A 17,807-nucleotide genomic window follows, 5' to 3' on the forward strand; every position below is an offset into this window, starting at 1 on the left:
TTTATTTTTTGACCGTTTTTTAAAAATATCAGGTAAATAAAAAGCTGGAACCCTGTATAGAAAGGATTCCAGCTTTTATTTGGTGCTTAATTCACGATAGTTTCAGTACCCTCTGAATTGATGGTTGAAGTATGGGTACGAGACGCTTCTTCAATATTTTTGAATGCCCAGTAATCTGCGGGTACATCCTTCCATGTAGCCTGGGTCGTACCTTCCAGGGGTCCTCGTTTTAAGATAGTGTTCAAAATTGTAACGGTTTCTACTCGTGTTATATATTGATTGGGTTGGAAGCTGCTGTCGTTAAAACCAGTAATCCATCCTGTCTCAGCTAGCGCTTTAATTGAATCTCTTGCCCAATGCTTTTCGATATCGGTATAAGGAGATGCTGCAGTTTGCGTTCCTTTAAGCTGCTTCCAGGATGCGAGTATTGCTGCCATTTCTGCACGGGTAATGGGTTGCTCTGGCCGAAATGTTCCATCTGCATATCCATTCATGAAGTGTTGTGTCGTGAGTGCTATAATTGAATCCTTTGCCCAATACGTGCTAGGTACATCTTTGTATGTCGTTGAGCCTTCTTTTGTCTCCAGCTTCATAATCCTAGCCATCATCGTGGCAGTTTCAGCTCGTGTAATCGACTGGTCCGGTCGGAATGTCCCATCGTGATAACCGGTTATATATTTTTCATGCATAACCTCTGGTTGATCAACTGGCTTGATTTCCAGAGTCGTCGGCAAATCTGTCGGTAAAACCGATGGTGATGAAGGTGTGGTTGTTTCGCTAGAAGAAATAGACTCACTGCTATCTGTACTATCCTTCTTATCTTTTTTACTGCTACTGCTGCCGTTACCAGTAGTAGCACCAGTTCCGCCAGTATTCCCAGTGTCTGCATCTCCATTTATAACCTGTATATACGCTTCAGAGGTACTCGGGGCAAATCGAGCATCTCCACTGTAAATAGCAGTGATCGAGTGACTTCCCACGCTTAAATTGCTTGTGGTATAGGTCGCAGTGGCATATCCATTTGCAATCCCATTTGGCGTCATCGTAAGCGTATCTAATATATCCGTACCATCCATAAGAACCACGGTGCCAGTTAAATCCTTCGTAATTTGTGGGGTTGAGATGGTTTTGATGCTAAACGTTACGGATTGACCTTGTTTAGAAGGATTTGTCCAACTCGTTACCGTGGTTTCAGTAGCATACACAGCATCTGTTACACTAGGTACTGGTGAGGAGGTCGCATACACAGCACCCCCAGAAAAACTCCATGTCCAGGTCCCAAATAAGACGATAACAGCAAGATAAGATAAACAAAAAGACTTGATTTTACTCATAAACTTCCTCCATAAATTTCTGGTGTCACGATGAACAGACTAAGATCCTCCATGATGACTAACCTGCTAATATGATTTCTTACACTACTGGATTACTATACTAAATGCTTCTGAACCAATTCTGAACAAAATCGACAAAAACCATGCCCAATTAACAGATCACGATTTGCGAGCCCTTCATAATACGAATAGTCAGTTTAGCGCGACGTTTTCGGAAAAAAATGAGCCTTCTTACCATGAACTAATGCTAATCTCACGGTAAGAAGGCTTTTCATGAAACCATATTGGAAACTACAGTTTATTCCACTAGTATTTAAATTTGACTGTTAGGTCCTGTAACTTCTGAGACATATCCGACAAGGTCGTTGCCAGGCTGGTGATCTGCTGCATTGAAGCCAGCTGCTCTTCTGCAGACGCTGCAATATTCTGCGAGTTGTCCGCCGCTTGAAGCGCCAGACTTGAGACGTTCTCTCCGCTCGCCGAAATTTCTTGGACACTTGCGGTTATTTGCTGCGTGATGCTCGCGAGCTCTTCCGTTTGCTGTGCGATATGATTGGTGGACGTCACAATTTTGTTAAACTGCTGCTCCGTCTCACTGGCAATTTTAATACCAGAGTCGACATCCTGTTTTACGCGTTCCATGGTCTTAAGCGAATGCTCCATATCTTTGCGCATATTCTGAATCAACTCGGAAATCTGCCCGGAAGACTGGTTCGATTGTTCGGCCAGCTTTCTTACCTCTGCAGCAACGACGGAGAAACCGCGGCCTTCTTCGCCTGCACGGGCGGCCTCAATCGAAGCATTTAAGGCAAGCAGGTTGGTTTGCTGTGCAATATCCGTAATGGCATGCAGCATCGTGTCGATCTGTTGAGTGCGTTCATCCAACATTCTCATAACCGCATCGGTTTCATTGACGGAATGGTTAATCAGGTCCATTTGCTTCACCGTATGTTGTACAGCAGTACCACCAACGCTCGCCATTTCCATCGCGTCTGCAGACGAATCAGCAATGGCCAAGGAGCTCTCCGTGATCCGCTGCATACCTATTGAAATTTCTTCAAGCGAGCTGGTTGTCTTCTGGAGCATCATCTGCTGCTCCTTAGCACCGGCCGCCGATTCTTGAATCGCGATGGTGATGTGCTCGGTTGCCTGTCCAGTGTGCTCTGCTCCAAGGGTCAATTCTTTCGAGGAAGTAGCTACCTGCTTTGTGGACAGATTTACCTCACCGATCAGAAATCTAATATTTTTAATCATATGATTGAAGTCCTGTGCAAGCTCGCCGATCTCATCTTTTGAATGAATTTTGACTTCTTCGACCGTTAAATCACCGTCCGCAACTGCGTTAAGTCGCTTTGCGATCATGATGATAGGCTTCGTAAAACGTCCCGAAACAAAGCTTACGATAATTGCTCCCAGAATAACCGCAACAGTCGTAATAATCAGGACAATATAAAGGACTTTGGTCGCTCCGCTGTTAAATTCGTTAAAATATGCTCCAGAACCGATGATCCATCCCCAATAAGGATCCTTTTCAACATACGAAATTTTCGTCTCCACTTGATCTGTACCAGGTAAAGCCCATTTATAAGTGACAAATCCCCCGCCGTTTGTACCGACTTCTACAAACTCTTTTCCCACATGCACACCGTCTTCCGACACGGCATTCATTAAATTCTGGCCTTCATTTGAAGGGTTCATCATTGAAACGGCATCTTGGTTGACTGCCCACGGATAACCTGTTTTACCTACAGTATATTTAATCTTTATCGGTCTTTTGTTATTAGCATCTTTTACACCGAGCAGCTCGATGCGCAGTTTTTCCTGTGCTTCCTCCAATGTTAAATTACCGGCTTCGACTTGCCCATTGAGGAAACTAATCATACCAATTACCATTTGCACACTATTCTTAAGTGCCACTTTGCCTGATTCATTCATTTCATTCTTGGAAACAAAATAAGAACTGATTCCAATTACGAATGTGGGTACAATTAAAATAATTAAGCACATTATGGTTAACTTGGTTCTTAGTGATCTCACCTTCATATTTGATCCTATGTTTGTTTTCACTGCATTTCCCCCTTAGACATCGATATACAGACTCAACCCACAACTGCGCTAGTTACTAAAGGGTAAAAAGACTGTACATCATATATCGTAATAACATGCCAGGAAATTAAGCTCTTTCATCTTGTCAGCGATGAAACCGTCTAAACTTCGTATCATGTTACGGCACCCAGGCGAACTATGCGTCATGGTCACTATAATCAACGGTGCCCATTGGACCATAGAATTAAGACCATCTTATATTGTCCTGAAGGCTGGCCGCTGTTTTATATGCTAAATTAAATCCGTTTAACCGCAAATTTATCCGTATACAGGCAGTAGTTTCTTGGTATGCTCCGTATACTTCTGAATAGAGAGCATCTATATCAGAGGAGTGTGCGAGGATGAATAGAATCAAAGGGAGCATCTTTTTCAGTGTATTTGTGGCTATGCTAGGGCTCATGCTCATTGCTCCAATTATGCCGCCCCTTATTCGTGAGCTGGGGTTAAGAGAAAGTCATTCTGGGTTAATTATATCGCTTGGCTCCATAACGATGGCCTTAATGGCTCCAATTTGGGGGAATCTGAGTGATGCAAAGGGACGCAAGCCTGTGATTTTGCTTGGATTCATAGGGATGTGTGTAAGCTGCTTGCTGTTTACGCTTACTCTTTTTGCAGGATTAAAGGGTTGGCTCAGCGGGGGAATGCTGTTAGTCCTGCTGATTGTTACACGCGGCTTGATCGGCGGGTTTATCCCGGCGGTATTGTCATCCTCCCAAGCTTACATGGGAGACGTGACCGAGGGCGAAGATCGAGGTAGTGGCATGGCTATCATTAGCGCGGCCAATGGACTTGGATTAGTATTTGGGCCCGCTATTGCAGGCGCCTTTACTTTAATAGGCTTGCTGTGGCCTCTGTATTTTGGAATCGTGATTGCGGCTTTAGCATTTGTAGTGGCCTTGCTGGCAATTCCGTCTGCCAAGCCTGTTATTCAGCAAAAGCCAGCTCGGATTAACCCTTTTCAACCTGGTCTACGAATGTATTTGTTTGCAGGTTTGGTTACGATGATTAGTATTGTGACCATCCAGGTTATAGGTGGATTTTATTTTCAAGATCAATTAGGCCTTTCATCCGAAGAAACAGCAAGAGGGGTTTCCTTTGGGCTTATGTTTTCTGGGGCAGCGATGTTGATTGTACAGATCGTTCAAATGAAATGGCTTAAATGGCAACCCAAGCCGATGATTTTGCTCGGCTCTCTGTTTCTTATTGTCGGTATGCTGCTATTCCTCATGTCAGCCAGCATGGTCGTTTACTATTTTGCGTTTTTTATGTTTGGTATAGGTACAGGCTTGCTAATGCCTGGATTTATGGCCGGGGCTTCTCTTTCTGTCAGTAAAGAACAGCAAGGAGGAGCCGCTGGTCTGGTGGCCACTGTCCAAGGCATTTCTGCGATTATTGCTCCTATTTTGACAACGACGCTATATCGGGTGGATAAATATATTCCTTTTGCTCTTATAGCAGTTCTGGTAGCTGTTATGGCCGTCATTATGTTGGGGATAAGAAAGAGAAAAGGGAATAGTGAACTGGTATCTCAGAAGGCCAAATAAATAAAAGAGTGGTTTGATGAACCCATAGGCCTCCGCGCTATATTCACGAGAAGCCTATTTTGTTTGCTGGTTTGAATGATAGTCAAAAGGTCTCAATTGTCTATTTCATATTGGTGGCGAAGATGCGGTGAAGTGGAGGGAAGGAATGTACAGGGTGCTGGAAGAAGAGGAGCGTGCTGCGGAATGGTTCGAGCTGTAGCCGAAGACAATACTGGATATACCTTGCAGTAAAAAAACGGCGTAATACAGAGCATCGCCAATCCCCTGAAAACTGTTCGTTCCCCTGTCTATAATCTCATTAACGAGCAACCTTCTAACAATCGGTTCGTAATGCGGGGCATATCGATCCTCGCGATTGTACATAGCCAAAAGCACCTTCAAGCGATTGGTATAATTGGCATCACTCTTTCCATATTTCTCACTGTGCTTTTCCAAATAATCGACCTTCGAAAAATCGGCGTGATTACCTATTAGACTCTGCAGCATTTCATCATAGGGTGTCATCATCTGATCCAACAGCTTTCTGTAGTTCGTTTCCAATACTGTGATTCTCCTTTCCTGATCGACCTAATACTACAATCCATATTTACAAAAAACAAGCGATTTCCTTTTAAAAGGGGATTGCCTGTTTTGCATTATGCTGTTTTTGATTTTTCAAACCGGATGCATACATAACATTTAAACTACATATTGAGTCACTTTAGTGCACGGACGACAAATTTCGTCATTATTTTTAGTTATTCAGGACGTGGAAACCGTTCTTGTTCCTTAGTACAATGATAAAAATAACAAGTTATGAAAAGAAAGATGACAAAGAGACGAGGGATTACGGATAAGGGGGGACGGACTGTGGCCGTATACACACTACGTAGATTGGTACAAATGATTCCAGCACTGCTTGGTATTGTCGTCATTACATTCATGATCTCAAGAGTGCTTCCAGGTGATCCTGCCGTGATGCTTGCGGGGGAGCAGGCTACACCCGAGACGATTGAAAATATTCGCAGCAGTATGGGACTGGATCAACCGAAGTACATTCAATTCTTTCATTATGTAGTGGGATTGTTCCATGGTGATCTGGGTCAGGCTTATCACACCGGACAGTCAGTGGCAAGCGACTTTGCTACCCGGTTTCCAGCAACCATCGAGTTGGCGCTGGCAAGCTTGGTTATTGCGATTCTGGTGGCAATCCCGATCGGTATTCTGGCGGCAACCCGTAAAGAATCGATTGTTGATCACATTTCTCGCGTGTTTTCCTTGATCGGTGCATGTATGCCCATTTTCTGGATTGGCCTGTTATTCATTTATATTTTCTATGCTAAATGGGGCATCGCTCCTGCGCCCATGGGTCGAATTAGCGGTGATATCAATCCGCCGACGCACGTTACGGGACTTTATGTACTGGATAGTCTGATGACCGGTGATTTTGTAGCTTTAAAAAGCAGTTTATCCCATTTGGTTCTGCCAGCTGTCTGTCTCAGCACAGGCACTATGGCGATTGTGGCACGGATGATGCGCTCCAGCATGCTGGAAGTCATCGGTCAGGATTTTGTTCGCACAGCCAGAGCCAAAGGTCTGCGCGAAGGAATTGTCATTTATAAGCATGCACTCATTAACGCTTTTATTCCAACGCTTACCGTACTTGGTTTGCAGGTCGGTTACCTGATTGGTGGAGCGGTTATTACCGAAACCATTTTTACCTGGCCAGGAGTGGGCAGTTATGTGACGGACTCCATTTTGGCGGCTGATTACGCACCGATTCAAGCATTTACCCTCGTAAGTGCGCTGATTTATAGCTTTATCAATCTTGGAGTCGACTTGGTTTACGGATTGATTGACCCACGTATCCGGTACGAGTGATAACAATGAAGCACAAAAGTAGGGGGAGGTACTCGGATGAGCACTGCAAGTGATTTGGTGGCAAAAGCGGCTGTACCTCAGCCCAATGCAGCCGCTATACCGAAACGTAAGACCTTTTGGCGATTACTGTTTGGCAATAAACTCGCTTTAATCGGATTCATTTTTATCGTTGGCTGGACGCTCATTGCCATCTTCTCATCATGGATCGTTCCACATGATCCTTATGTAACCGATCCGGTGAACAAGCTGCTGCCGCCAAGTGTGGAACATTGGTTTGGGACCGATAATTACGGACGCGACATTCTCAGCCGTGTTATTTACGGAGCCAGAATCAGCATATGGACCGGGATGATCGCCGTGTCGATCTCATTTATCATCGGCGTACCGCTTGGAGCCATCGCAGGTTTCTATGGCGGTCGAATGGGCAGCATTATTATGCGCTGCATGGATATTCTGTTGGCTTTCCCGTCGCTGGTACTCGCCATGGCCATTGCTGCAGCGATGGGACCAGGACTGATGAGTGCACTTATCGCCGTGGGTATTGTAGGCATACCCGAATTCGCCAGGCTGATTCACGGACAAACCATCTCTCTCCGGGAAAAGGAGTTTGTTGAGGCCAGCCGGGCGATTGGTGTAACGAACGGAACGATTCTGTTTCGCCACATCTTGCCTAATGCACTTGCCCCACTGCTTGTGAATGCAACGCTTGGAATGGGCTTTGCCATCCTCACCTCAGCCAGTCTCAGCTTCCTGGGACTCGGTGTGAAACCCCCGATTGCCGAGTGGGGCGCAATGATTTCGGAAGGGCGAGCGTATATCATTTCCGGTGAGTGGTGGATTGTAACCTTCCCGGGTCTTGGAATTGCGACAGCTATTTTGGGCTTCAATTTGCTTGGAGACGGTTTGCGGGATGTTCTTGATCCAAGACTGCGCTCTAGCAAATAAAAATAAATAGATCATTAAAGGGGAGAACGTAAGCCATGTTGAAAAAAAGTCTTTCTCTAATTGTCGTCTTGTCTACGTTGCTATGGACGGCAGGTTGTGCGAGCAATGCTAACAGCCCGTCCGCTTCATCTGGAGAGAAGGGCGCAGATGCCCCATCCCCACCAAAGACGATTACACTTGCTTACTCGGAGGGAGGGTCAACCATGGACCCTGCTGAAGCAAGTGATCTTACATCGGACACCCTTGTGCTTGCGCTCTATGATCAGCTTGTGACCTACGGCAAAAAGTCTACGGATAGCGGCGAAGTGGCAGATACGGAAGCCATTAAGCCCATGCTGGCTAAAAAATGGGATGTGTCCGCTGATAACATGACTTATACGCTCCATCTGCGTAAAGACGTTACATTCCAAAGCGGCAACCCGCTAACCGCCAATTCCGTGTTGTATTCCTTTGAGCGGCTTAAAAATTCCGATTCCGGTAGCTTTCTGTATGGTATGAGCTCCATTAAAACCGCTACAGCGCCAGATGAGCACACCGTTGTCGTTACATTGTCCCAACCCAATCATATGTTTCTGCAAATCCTGTCATTGTACAACTTCTCCATTGTGGATGATGTGCTTGTCAAAGAAAATGGCGATGGTGACTATTTGAAAACACATGCGGCAGGTTCAGGCCCGTTTAAGCTTGAAAAATGGGACCCTGCGACAGAAGCTGTCTTTAATGCTAATGACAGCTACTGGCAAGGAGCGCCAAATCTGAGCAAAGTAACGATGAAGTTTACCAAGGAAGCTTCCAACCGTGTACTTCTGCTGGATAAAGGCGATGTCGACATGGCGATTGAGATTCCTGCAAAGGATGTTTCGAAGCTGGAAACCAACGCCGATCTAAAGGTTCAATCCAATGCAAGTAACCGGATTCTGTATTTTGCCATGAATAACAAAGTCAAACCTTTTAATGATCCAAAAGTGCGTCAAGCAATTGCTTACGCCATCCCTTACGACCAATTAATCGACGATGTCATGTACGGTCAAGCAAAGCAAATGAAGAGTTCTGTAGCGAGTAACACCCCTGGCTACACCGATGCGGGCTATAGCTACAAGCACGACTTGGACAAAGCAAAACAGCTGCTTACAGAAGCGGGGTATCCTAATGGGTTTAATTTTGACCTGACACTGGGTTCCGGCTTCCAGGACTGGGCAGATGATGCCGTATTGATTCAAGCTGAACTTGCCAAGATTGGCGTAAAGATGAATGTTGTCAATGTTGCTCGTGCACAGTTCCTTGAACAGCAACGAGAAGGCAACCTGACAGCATACATTTCCAAATGGACTTCCTTCGTCAACGACCCTGGTTATCATCTCGGGTTTCTGATGTACAGCGGCGGTTCATCGAATTATATGCATTACGCTAATGCAGAAGTGGATAAGCTTTGGGAACAAGCAGGCAAAGAGCAAGATGAAAATAAACGTAAAGAGCTGTATGGCAAAGCACAAGAGCTTATAAATCAAGATTCGCCATGGGCGTACCTGTATGAATACAATCGCGTTGTTGGCATGAGCAAAGACGTCACTGGATATGTCTACTACCCAGATGAGGTTATCCGATTCTATTCATTGAATAAAGAGTAAGTTGTAATCTTACCTTATGCCTTCGGTTTTTACAGCCGAAGGCTATCATTTTACACCTGAAGGAGGAAACTGATCCCGATGGATAGTAAAAATTGTAGTTGGCTAAATGGAAAACGTGAAGGGACTGAATGGAAATGACAGATTGGAAAACGTTAGTTCTTGATGAAATAGATAAACGGCAGGATGAATTGCTTGAGCTATGCTCGCGGTTGATTCAATTTCCTTCGGAAAATCCTCCAGGTGATTCACGCGAAATTAGTCAGTTCATTATGGACTATCTTAAAGAAGCAGGTATAGAAACAACGGTGCATGAATCCGGGCCGAATATGTGGAATCTCATTTCTGATTATGGCGCTGAAACGGCGGACGGAAAAAAACTGATTTTCTGTGGGCATACAGACGTTGTGCCGGCAGGGGATCGTACTCGTTGGGATTTCGATCCGTTCTGTGGTGAAATTCGTGATGGCTATCTCCTGGGCCGCGGCGCTTCGGACATGAAAGCCGGCCTGGGTGGATTAATATTTACCGTTGCGCTGTTCTCCAAATTGGGCGTACCGCTCGAAGGTGCGTTGTCGTTGCTTGTAGTTCCAGACGAGGAAACCGGGGGACATCTTGGAGTACCTTGGGTGCTGGAAAGAAAACTGATCGAAGGAACAGCTGCTGTGATTGCAGAGCCTTCAGGCCCGCAAAACCCGACCATCGGTCAAAAAGGAAGCTGCTGGTTTGAATTTACTGTTGAAGGCACACCGGGTCATGGCAGTTTGCAGCCAATTGCAGGTGAAAGTGCTATTTTGAAGGCTGCAAAAGGGATTGAAGCGCTGCAACAACTGTGGGACATCAAGCCGGACATCCCGGAAGAAGTCAAAGAGATCATTGAAATTTCCAAGCGTTATGCAAGCGAACGAGAGAACCCAAGCTATGGACAAGCGTTTGATCATGTAACGGTGAACATTGGTACGATCCAGGGGGGCACGAAAGTCAATGTGGTTGCGGACCGTTGCACAGTGCAAGTGGATTCCCGTGTTCCATTTGGCGTAGACCACCGGGAAGTACTGGCCAAAGCCAAAGAATTGCTTGCAAGTGTTGGCATTGACGCGGAGCCCAGACAATTCGGATTTTATGGTAATGCCAACTGGACCCCGCCCACCGAGCCGATTGTACAGGAGCTTGTGGAATCTATCGCTGAAGTCAGCGGTAAAGAGGCCTATGGCGTACTGCAATGGGCAACCAGCGATGCACGTGCATTCCGCAAATACAATATCCCGGTATTGCAATACGGGCCTGCCGAACTGTCGACCATTCACAATTTTAATGAAAAAGCTCCGGTATGGCAGATCATTCAATCTGCGAAAGTATACGCCTTGACGGCGCTTAAATATCTGAAAACAACACAAAAAGAAGCATAAGGGGATCTGTCGTATGATGAAACAAGTTTTTGAAGTTTATGACCTTTTGGATAATCCGTTCGCCAGCGGGGCAGAAGTCAAAGCTTATTTGGAACAACTGGGTCAAGCAAAGATTACGGTCACCACTGTGCAAGGTGAAAAGGGCTCTACGGATTTTATTAAAATTGTCATTGCCGGTAAAACGGGTCGCATTCAGGGGGGCGATTCTCCAACCTTGGGTGTAGTAGGGCGACTTGGTGGACTAGGAGCACGACCGGAGATGATCGGATTTGTATCCGATGGTGACGGTGCGGCAGCGGCAATTTCGGCGGCGGCTAAACTTTTGAGCATGCAGTCCAAAGGAGATGTGCTTGATGGAGATGTGATTATCTGTACACATATTTGTCCAGATGCACCCACTCAGCCCCATGATCCGGTTCCATTTATGGATTCACCCGTAGATATTTTGACGATGAACAAATATGAAGTGACACCCGAAATGGAAGCGATCCTGTCCATTGATACGACCAAAGGGAATCGGGTCATTAACCATAAAGGTATTGCCATTTCCCCAACGGTACGTGAAGGCTACGTACTACGCATTAGTGAAGACCTCGTCGATATTGTGCAGACCGTTACTGGCGAACCGTGTGTCACGTTTGCTGTAACTACGCAGGACATCACACCTTATGGTAACGACCTGTATCACATCAACAGCATTTTGCAGCCAGCGGTGGCCACTTCCGCTCCAGTGGTTGGTGTAGCCATCACGGCCGCTGCTCCTGTCCCAGGCAGTGCAACGGGGGCCAGCCACGAAAGCGATATTGCGCTGGCGGCCAAATTGGCTGTAGAAACAGCCAAAGCTTATGGACGTGGGCAATGCTCTTTTCATTCGGAAAAGGAGTTTCAACATATTACTAAATTGTACGGTACCATGAAGCATCTGCAAACGATGGGTAAGTCTGAATAAGCTTATTCCCTAAGATAAAAAGAACATGAAGGTTCAATGATGGACAAGGAGGAGGAAGAGGGCATGACACAACTGCTTGAAGTAACCAACCTCCGGACGGAGTTCAAGACTGCGGCTGGCACCATCCGGGCTGTGGACGGCGTCGATCTATCGGTTGGCAAAGGCGAAACACTCGGAATCGTTGGCGAATCCGGGTGCGGCAAGAGCATTACCTCCCTTTCTATTATGCAGCTCCTCCCCAAGGGACTTGGGAAAGTAGCCGCTGGCGAAGTACGGTTTAACGGTGAAAATATGCTGGATTTTTCGGAGCGGAAAATGCGCTCGATTCGTGGCAACGAGATGGCTATGATTTTTCAGGAGCCCATGACTTCGCTAAATCCTGTGTTCAAAATCGGCAAGCAAATTGCGGAGTCTGCCCGCTACCACCACGGTGTAAGCAAACACAAAGCAAAAGACATGGCTGTGGAAATGCTGACGAAAGTGGGAATTCCACGTCCAGAAAAAGTAGCCGCTTCTTATCCGCATGAACTCTCGGGCGGTATGCGCCAACGGGTGATGATTGCGATGGCGATGGTGTGCAATCCGAAGCTGCTGATCGCCGATGAACCGACAACGGCACTCGATGTAACCATTCAAGCACAGATTCTTGACTTGATGCGTGAGCTACAGAAGTCCGAAGGAACTTCCATTCTGATGATTACTCATGACCTTGGTGTCGTTGCTGAAATGTGCGATCGGGTCGTGATTATGTACGCCGGACAAGTCGTAGAAGAAACGGATGTTAAAACACTTTTTAAAGATCCCAAGCATCCGTATACCCAAAGTTTGCTAGCCTCACTGCCACAATTGAACAGTGATCAGGAGCGTCTGGCTTCCATTCCGGGCCAGGTTCCCAACCCACTTGATATGCCAAAAGGCTGCCGCTTTGCACCACGTTGCCAGTTTGCCAAGGAAATTTGCCGTGCAGAGGCCCCGGAGCTTACAGAAGTGGAACCCGGACACAAAAGCCGCTGCTTGCTACAGCAGGAGGGATATCATGAGTACACTGCTTGAAATACGTAATTTGAAAAAACACTATCCGATCAAAAAAGGACTTTTTTCCAAACAGGTGGGAGCAGTCAAAGCGGTGGATGGTATTAACCTGACTGTACAGCAGGGTGAAACCTTGGCAATCGTGGGGGAATCTGGCTGCGGCAAATCCACAACCGGACGGGCAATACTCAGATTGATCGAACCGACGGATGGAGAGATTCTGTTTAATGGCACGGATATACGTAAGCTAAACACAGAGCAGCTGCGCAAATTCAGAACGGATATGCAGATGGTGTTTCAAGATCCGTTTGCTTCGCTTGATCCCAGATGGACAGTACAGCAGGTGCTGGAAGAACCGCTTATCACGCATGAAAAGCTAAGCAAAACGCAGCTCAAAGAGCGGGTGGAAGAGCTGCTCGAAGTGGTCGGATTGTCTCCTTATCACGCACATCGTTATCCGCATGAGTTCTCGGGTGGTCAACGCCAGCGGATCGGGATCGCACGGGCACTGGCGCTTCATCCCAAATTTATCGTGTGTGACGAGCCAGTCTCGGCCCTCGATGTGTCGATTCAGGCGCAAGTGCTCAATCTGATGAAGGACCTGCAAAAACAATATGACCTGACGTATATGTTCATATCCCATGATCTGTCGGTCGTCAAATTTATCAGCGACCGCGTGGGTGTGATGTACCTGGGCAAGCTGGTCGAACTCGCATCGACCCAAGAAGTGTTCAGAGAGCCGCTGCACCCGTATACAAAGGCGTTAATGTCTGCGGTACCTGTAGCTGATCCAGAAGCGGAACGTGATCGGATTGTACTTAAAGGGGATGTGCCCAGTCCAGAAAATCCGCCAAGTGGTTGTGCGTTTCATAACCGCTGCCCGGCAGCCATGGAGATATGCAGCAAAGTACAGCCCGTCTTTGCCGAAGCTGCACCAGGGCGGCAGGTGGCCTGTCACTTGTACCCAGCTTCCACGCCTGAACAAGCGATAGCAGGGCAAGCCTGAGTTGGCTGCCAAAGAATATGTAGTCTCTTGTGAAGTCAAAAGGTCAAAAAAGGTCAAATTGATTGAAATCTAAAACTATTTTTGACAGATCGCTTAGGATCGGGTTATTTCAGTATTTTCAGCCTCTTTTGAACTTTGAGCCTCGCTCCATTTGGCAGCAACTCTCAGACGTTTCGGACGGATATTCGTGAAGAAAACGACAGATATCTGGTGGAAGCTGAGCTTCCAGGCATTGCAAAAGAAGATATCGACATCGATATTGTCCATAATTATTTGACGATCCGTGCTAAACGGAATGAATATCATGAAGAGAAGGATGATACGAATAAAATGATTCGACGGGAGCGCCGTTCTGGGGAATTTGTCCGACGCTTCTATGTGGATCATGTTGATGAAGAAGGCATTAAGGCAAAACTGGATCAAGGTGTATTGAAACTTGAAATTCCTAAACGTCAGGGTGATGATCGTTCCCGCAGACAGATCCAGATTGACTAAAGGGGTATGATGTACAAGACAGGGCTGATTAATCAGTCCTGTTTTTTTGTGTACGTCCTGTTTAAAAAGACTCGATCACATTGTAAGTGAGGTATTCCTCCTTCGGTTTAAATTCTTGTGAATTAGAGTCGCTCTCTGCTATAAAATAGGCTATCTGCTATGCTAAAATAATGAAACTACCTGTAAAGCTATTATAACCATACTTCTCGCATGCCGGGGTCAGCCGATGCTATGGAAACGAAGAAGGGAGGATACATCCTTGGAAGCAATACTAAGACGGCACTGGCCGGAGTGGAACGGAACGCTGCAGAAACGAACCGGGGGTTGGAATAATACGACGTATTTTGTTAAGAGTGGTGGACGAAGCGGGGTGCTGCGCGTCTACGATACACACAGGGATCGGGATAAAATTGAATTTGAGCATGCGGTTTTGCAGGAGTTGGGTAAGCATTCTCTATCATTCAGGATACCCCAGCCTATTCCAACGGTCACGGGAGAGACGCTTGCTCAACTGGAGAAGGAAAGCGGCAAATATGTGTGTCTGTTCAAATACATAGAAGGCATATCACCCCTGAAGCAGGATTCAAGCTTTGCCTATTCTTTTGGCGAGACTACGGGGGAATTATCGGCTGTGCTTGCGACATTCAATCTTGATATGACTCCAGTCTATCGACCGTATTATGCTTTGCAGCAATCCTATCCATTGTGTAACCGGGAAACGGTTCAAGGCTTTTGTTTACATCCGCCTGAGCCTCTAAAGGATTTGCATGAAGAGCTGCGATTGATAGGAGAAGTTTATGAAGAGATTACAGATTCGCTTCATGCATTGGAAGAGTTGTCGCATCAGCTTGTACATGGAGACTTGAACGCTTCCAATTTGTTAGTAAAGGATTCGGATCATAGTCTAGTAACTGCACTGCTTGATTTTGAATTTTGTACGCTAGATGTTCGGATCATGGAGCCGGCGGTCATCTTATCAGGATTTTTGGGACAATCGGAGGAGGAGACAGCAGTTCGGGATTTTTGCCGGGGCTTCATCCGCCAGGTTCATTTAAGCCATAACGAGATTGATGCTTTGCCTGTTTTGATGCTGCTTAGGAAGGTAGACGTATTTCTTCATTTTTTGAGTCGCTTTCTGGAAGGAACGGATCAATCACACGTGTTGCAAGAGCAAGTCAAACAGATCTCTGCTGAGTTGCTCCAACTGTCTACCAAAAGTAGCTGGATTCAGGAGGAGTTGATCCAAGCTGGAACAGTGTATGAATAAACGAGCTATATGCCGTGCTATGTTATAGTCTCTGGAAAAATTGAGCCTAAGTCCATTGAGATGTACTCGGAACTGGAGGAGTAGATGAATCGTTGGTTAACGAACACGTTACGACCGTACTTCGGGCTGGAGGCGCTGGAAGAACATTGGGACGTGGTAGAAATTAAAAATGGATACTTTATTTGTATGGACGGGGATGTCATTCGCAAGCGAATTTCTTTCACTAAGGATACCTATGGAGAAACCGATGTAGAGATTCTTACGCGTGACCGGGCATTTGTTTTGCCTAAAACGGCTCGTGGCAAAGAGAAAAAGCTGAATTACACAAGTGTTTCGAGCATCAAGGCAGAAGGCGTAACCTTTTCAGCAGGCATTCGAAGGTTTGGTTTTTTAATAGGAGGAGCACATGAAGTATCTTAAAGATTGCCCGGAACCAGGCATGGGAACCTGGTATTTTGAAATAGATTCGGATGGAATAGCCTATCGACAAATTGTCATCCAGGATGATGGCACGTATATCGCCTCTAATCGCAAGCACGAGCAGTATCATTTCTTATTAGCTGAGAAAGCGATTGATGATACAGAGCCCTATTATACGCAAATTACAAAAAAAGAGTTTGAAGAAGTCTGGTCCAATTATCTTCACACCTTCAACCAGGAATGGCATCAAATCAAAAACGCACTGCCCGTTGGGACTAAGGTAAAAGGTTATATTGAAGCATTTTTCCCACACGGTACGATTATTCATATTTTCCAGCATCATGCGGTCGGATTGTCAGACACTCGTACATATGAGGAAAAGACACCATCCGAGTGGATGTATCCGAAGCATGAGGTCACGGCAATTGTAAAAGGATACGACGAAGTGAATCAGTGGGTGATTTTAGATCAAACGCAGGTTTTCAAACATCAGTTTGTAGGTTGAAAGTGAATTTTGGAATATACGGGAAGGGGAATGAACATGCATACTTTAACGGTTGATGAACTGGTGGATAAGGACAACCATGCATGGGAAGAGGTCACAAATATTCTGAAAGAAGGCCGGAATTCTTATCACATTGTATCGGCCGAATCGGAATCCGCTCCAGGGGACACGCTGTACCGTTTGCAGGTGAGTACGAAATCGTATTTGGGAACAGTTGCCTATGAGACAGGAGGAATCGTGTTTGATTACGGTTGGATCACCTTGCTGGGTGCAGGTGGCTCTGGAATTTTTGGTAGCTTGACCTCATGGAACGGGCTTCAAGAGCCGGAAAGTGTTCCTGCACTTGAGGGGATGCTGATTGTGGCTTATGATGCAGCAGGTGGATTTTTTGGATTGGATACAGGGAAATTCGGACGTAGTGGTCATATCTACTATTTTGCACCAGATGCATTAGAATGGGAATCCACAGAGCTGGCCTATTCCGGTTTCTTGGGCTGGTTGGCTGAGGGAGATTTAGAATTGTTCTACCAGACATTCCGCTGGAACGGTTGGCAGAAGGATATGGAGCAACTTCAGCCGGGAGAGGTATTTGCATATTATCCGCCGCTATGGACCCAGGAAGGTGGAGGGGAGACCAGCAGCAAGTCGCCTATAGATATTACAAAAGCATGGCAGGCGGTAGTGGATAAGGAATAGCTTGCTCGGTAGAAACAACAACTCTTAGAGGCATCAAGGCATGGAGGTTGGCTGATATGTGGAGTATTCACTTTGAACAGCAGTTTGTAAAAAGTCTGGAAGCAACGGATGAACAAATCGCAAATTTTTTGAAAACATGGAACATAAAGCTATCGGAACAAGAGATTCACGAAATCAAGCAAAGACAAGTGAACCCTTTTCCAAAGTCGTCTCCATTCTATGATCAGTATAAACCTTTAGATCCTGTGAGCTGGCATCTGCCCCAAGGGCAATTTCCTGACAGCTATATGGATTTTTTGAGATACTCTAACGGCGGGGAGTTTCAAAATGGAGAACGTTATTTTCAGTTTTTCAATACCGAAGATTTGAGAGAAATGAACCTTGCCTACGAGTTACCGGAATATATGCCGGGTGCTGTATCGTTTGCGATGGATGGGTGCGGAAACCACTATATGTTTGATATGAGAGAGGAAAAAAGAAACAATGAGTATCCCGTTCTTTTTGCTCATTCTGGTAGTTTGGGATATGACGAATGTGAACAGGTTGCCCATTCATTTATAGAGCTGTGTACGGAAAAATGGGCATTATATTGATGTATTGAACCCGCAATAATG

The 17,807-nt window shown here is 46.0% G+C and carries 17 protein-coding genes; 14 read left to right on the forward strand and 3 right to left on the reverse strand.

Annotation, left to right across the window (positions count from 1 at the left end; all coding sequences use genetic code 11):
• Positions 1 to 86: 86 nt before the first annotated feature.
• Both WA407_RS13710 and WA407_RS13715 read right to left on the reverse strand, forming a co-directional pair.
• Positions 87 to 1,247 (reverse strand): S-layer homology domain-containing protein, encoded by a 1,161-nt coding sequence (locus WA407_RS13710; RefSeq protein WP_336077580.1) that lies wholly within the window; start codon positions 1,245 to 1,247, stop codon positions 87 to 89.
• 393 nt (positions 1,248 to 1,640) lie between these two features.
• The gene (locus WA407_RS13715; protein ID WP_336077581.1) at positions 1,641 to 3,401 is read right to left on the reverse strand and encodes a methyl-accepting chemotaxis protein; all 1,761 of its coding nucleotides are present in this window, start codon (positions 3,399 to 3,401) and stop codon (positions 1,641 to 1,643) included.
• Between the two features lie 380 nt (positions 3,402 to 3,781).
• On the opposite strand from WA407_RS13715, the gene WA407_RS13720 reads away from it, so the two are divergent.
• Positions 3,782 to 4,984 carry an MFS transporter gene (locus WA407_RS13720; RefSeq protein ID WP_336077582.1) on the forward strand — a complete coding sequence of 401 codons (1,203 nt, stop codon included), beginning with the start codon at positions 3,782 to 3,784 and terminating at the stop codon, positions 4,982 to 4,984.
• Positions 4,985 to 5,089: 105 nt separating this feature from the next.
• On the opposite strand, the gene WA407_RS13725 is transcribed toward WA407_RS13720, so the two are convergent.
• Complete coding sequence (locus WA407_RS13725) at positions 5,090 to 5,524, reverse strand: hypothetical protein (RefSeq protein WP_336077583.1); 435 nt, start codon at positions 5,522 to 5,524, stop codon at positions 5,090 to 5,092.
• A gap of 309 nt (positions 5,525 to 5,833) precedes the next feature.
• Between WA407_RS13725 and WA407_RS13730 the strand changes: the two genes are divergently transcribed.
• The 13 genes from WA407_RS13730 (at position 5,834) to WA407_RS13790 (ending at position 17,786) form a co-directional block, all read left to right on the forward strand.
• Complete coding sequence (locus tag WA407_RS13730) at positions 5,834 to 6,844, forward strand: ABC transporter permease (protein WP_172828265.1); 1,011 nt, start codon at positions 5,834 to 5,836, stop codon at positions 6,842 to 6,844.
• Positions 6,845 to 6,880: 36 nt separating this feature from the next.
• The gene (locus WA407_RS13735; RefSeq protein ID WP_336077584.1) at positions 6,881 to 7,789 is read left to right on the forward strand and encodes an ABC transporter permease; all 909 of its coding nucleotides are present in this window, start codon (positions 6,881 to 6,883) and stop codon (positions 7,787 to 7,789) included.
• A 35-nt stretch (positions 7,790 to 7,824) separates the two neighbouring features.
• Positions 7,825 to 9,417, forward strand: coding sequence for an ABC transporter substrate-binding protein (locus WA407_RS13740; RefSeq protein WP_336077585.1), 1,593 nt, complete (start codon positions 7,825 to 7,827; stop codon positions 9,415 to 9,417).
• Between the two features lie 134 nt (positions 9,418 to 9,551).
• Positions 9,552 to 10,823, forward strand: coding sequence for a M20 family metallopeptidase (locus WA407_RS13745; RefSeq protein WP_336077586.1), 1,272 nt, complete (start codon positions 9,552 to 9,554; stop codon positions 10,821 to 10,823).
• Between the two features lie 13 nt (positions 10,824 to 10,836).
• On the forward strand, positions 10,837 to 11,772 hold the full coding sequence (locus WA407_RS13750; RefSeq protein ID WP_336077587.1) for a DUF1177 domain-containing protein: 936 nt from the start codon (positions 10,837 to 10,839) through the stop codon (positions 11,770 to 11,772).
• Between the two features lie 63 nt (positions 11,773 to 11,835).
• Entirely contained in the window at positions 11,836 to 12,825 is a 990-nt protein-coding gene (locus WA407_RS13755; protein WP_250260796.1) for an ABC transporter ATP-binding protein, read from the forward strand.
• Positions 12,809 to 13,810 (forward strand): ABC transporter ATP-binding protein, encoded by a 1,002-nt coding sequence (locus WA407_RS13760; RefSeq protein WP_336077588.1) that lies wholly within the window; start codon positions 12,809 to 12,811, stop codon positions 13,808 to 13,810. Before WA407_RS13755 ends, WA407_RS13760 begins: the two co-directional genes overlap by 17 nt.
• Positions 13,811 to 13,945: 135 nt before the next feature.
• Positions 13,946 to 14,305 (forward strand): Hsp20/alpha crystallin family protein, encoded by a 360-nt coding sequence (locus tag WA407_RS13765; RefSeq protein WP_336077589.1) that lies wholly within the window; start codon positions 13,946 to 13,948, stop codon positions 14,303 to 14,305.
• Between the two features lie 259 nt (positions 14,306 to 14,564).
• Entirely contained in the window at positions 14,565 to 15,572 is a 1,008-nt protein-coding gene (locus WA407_RS13770) for a phosphotransferase (protein WP_336077590.1), read from the forward strand.
• A gap of 84 nt (positions 15,573 to 15,656) precedes the next feature.
• Positions 15,657 to 15,992: a hypothetical protein gene (locus tag WA407_RS13775; protein WP_336077591.1), complete on the forward strand. Its 336-nt coding sequence runs from the start codon at positions 15,657 to 15,659 to the stop codon at positions 15,990 to 15,992.
• A complete protein-coding gene (locus WA407_RS13780) occupies positions 15,979 to 16,497 on the forward strand; it encodes a hypothetical protein (protein ID WP_336077592.1) in 519 nt (172 codons plus the stop codon). Before WA407_RS13775 ends, WA407_RS13780 begins: the two co-directional genes overlap by 14 nt.
• Before the next feature lie 36 nt (positions 16,498 to 16,533).
• Positions 16,534 to 17,193: a DUF2625 domain-containing protein gene (locus WA407_RS13785; protein ID WP_336077593.1), complete on the forward strand. Its 660-nt coding sequence runs from the start codon at positions 16,534 to 16,536 to the stop codon at positions 17,191 to 17,193.
• Between the two features lie 56 nt (positions 17,194 to 17,249).
• A complete protein-coding gene (locus WA407_RS13790; protein ID WP_190297689.1) occupies positions 17,250 to 17,786 on the forward strand; it encodes an SMI1/KNR4 family protein in 537 nt (178 codons plus the stop codon).
• Positions 17,787 to 17,807: the final 21 nt, after the last annotated feature.

It is taken from the genome of Paenibacillus sp. 203, from assembly GCF_037027525.1.
Lineage (GTDB): Bacteria > Bacillota > Bacilli > Paenibacillales > Paenibacillaceae > Paenibacillus > Paenibacillus polymyxa_B.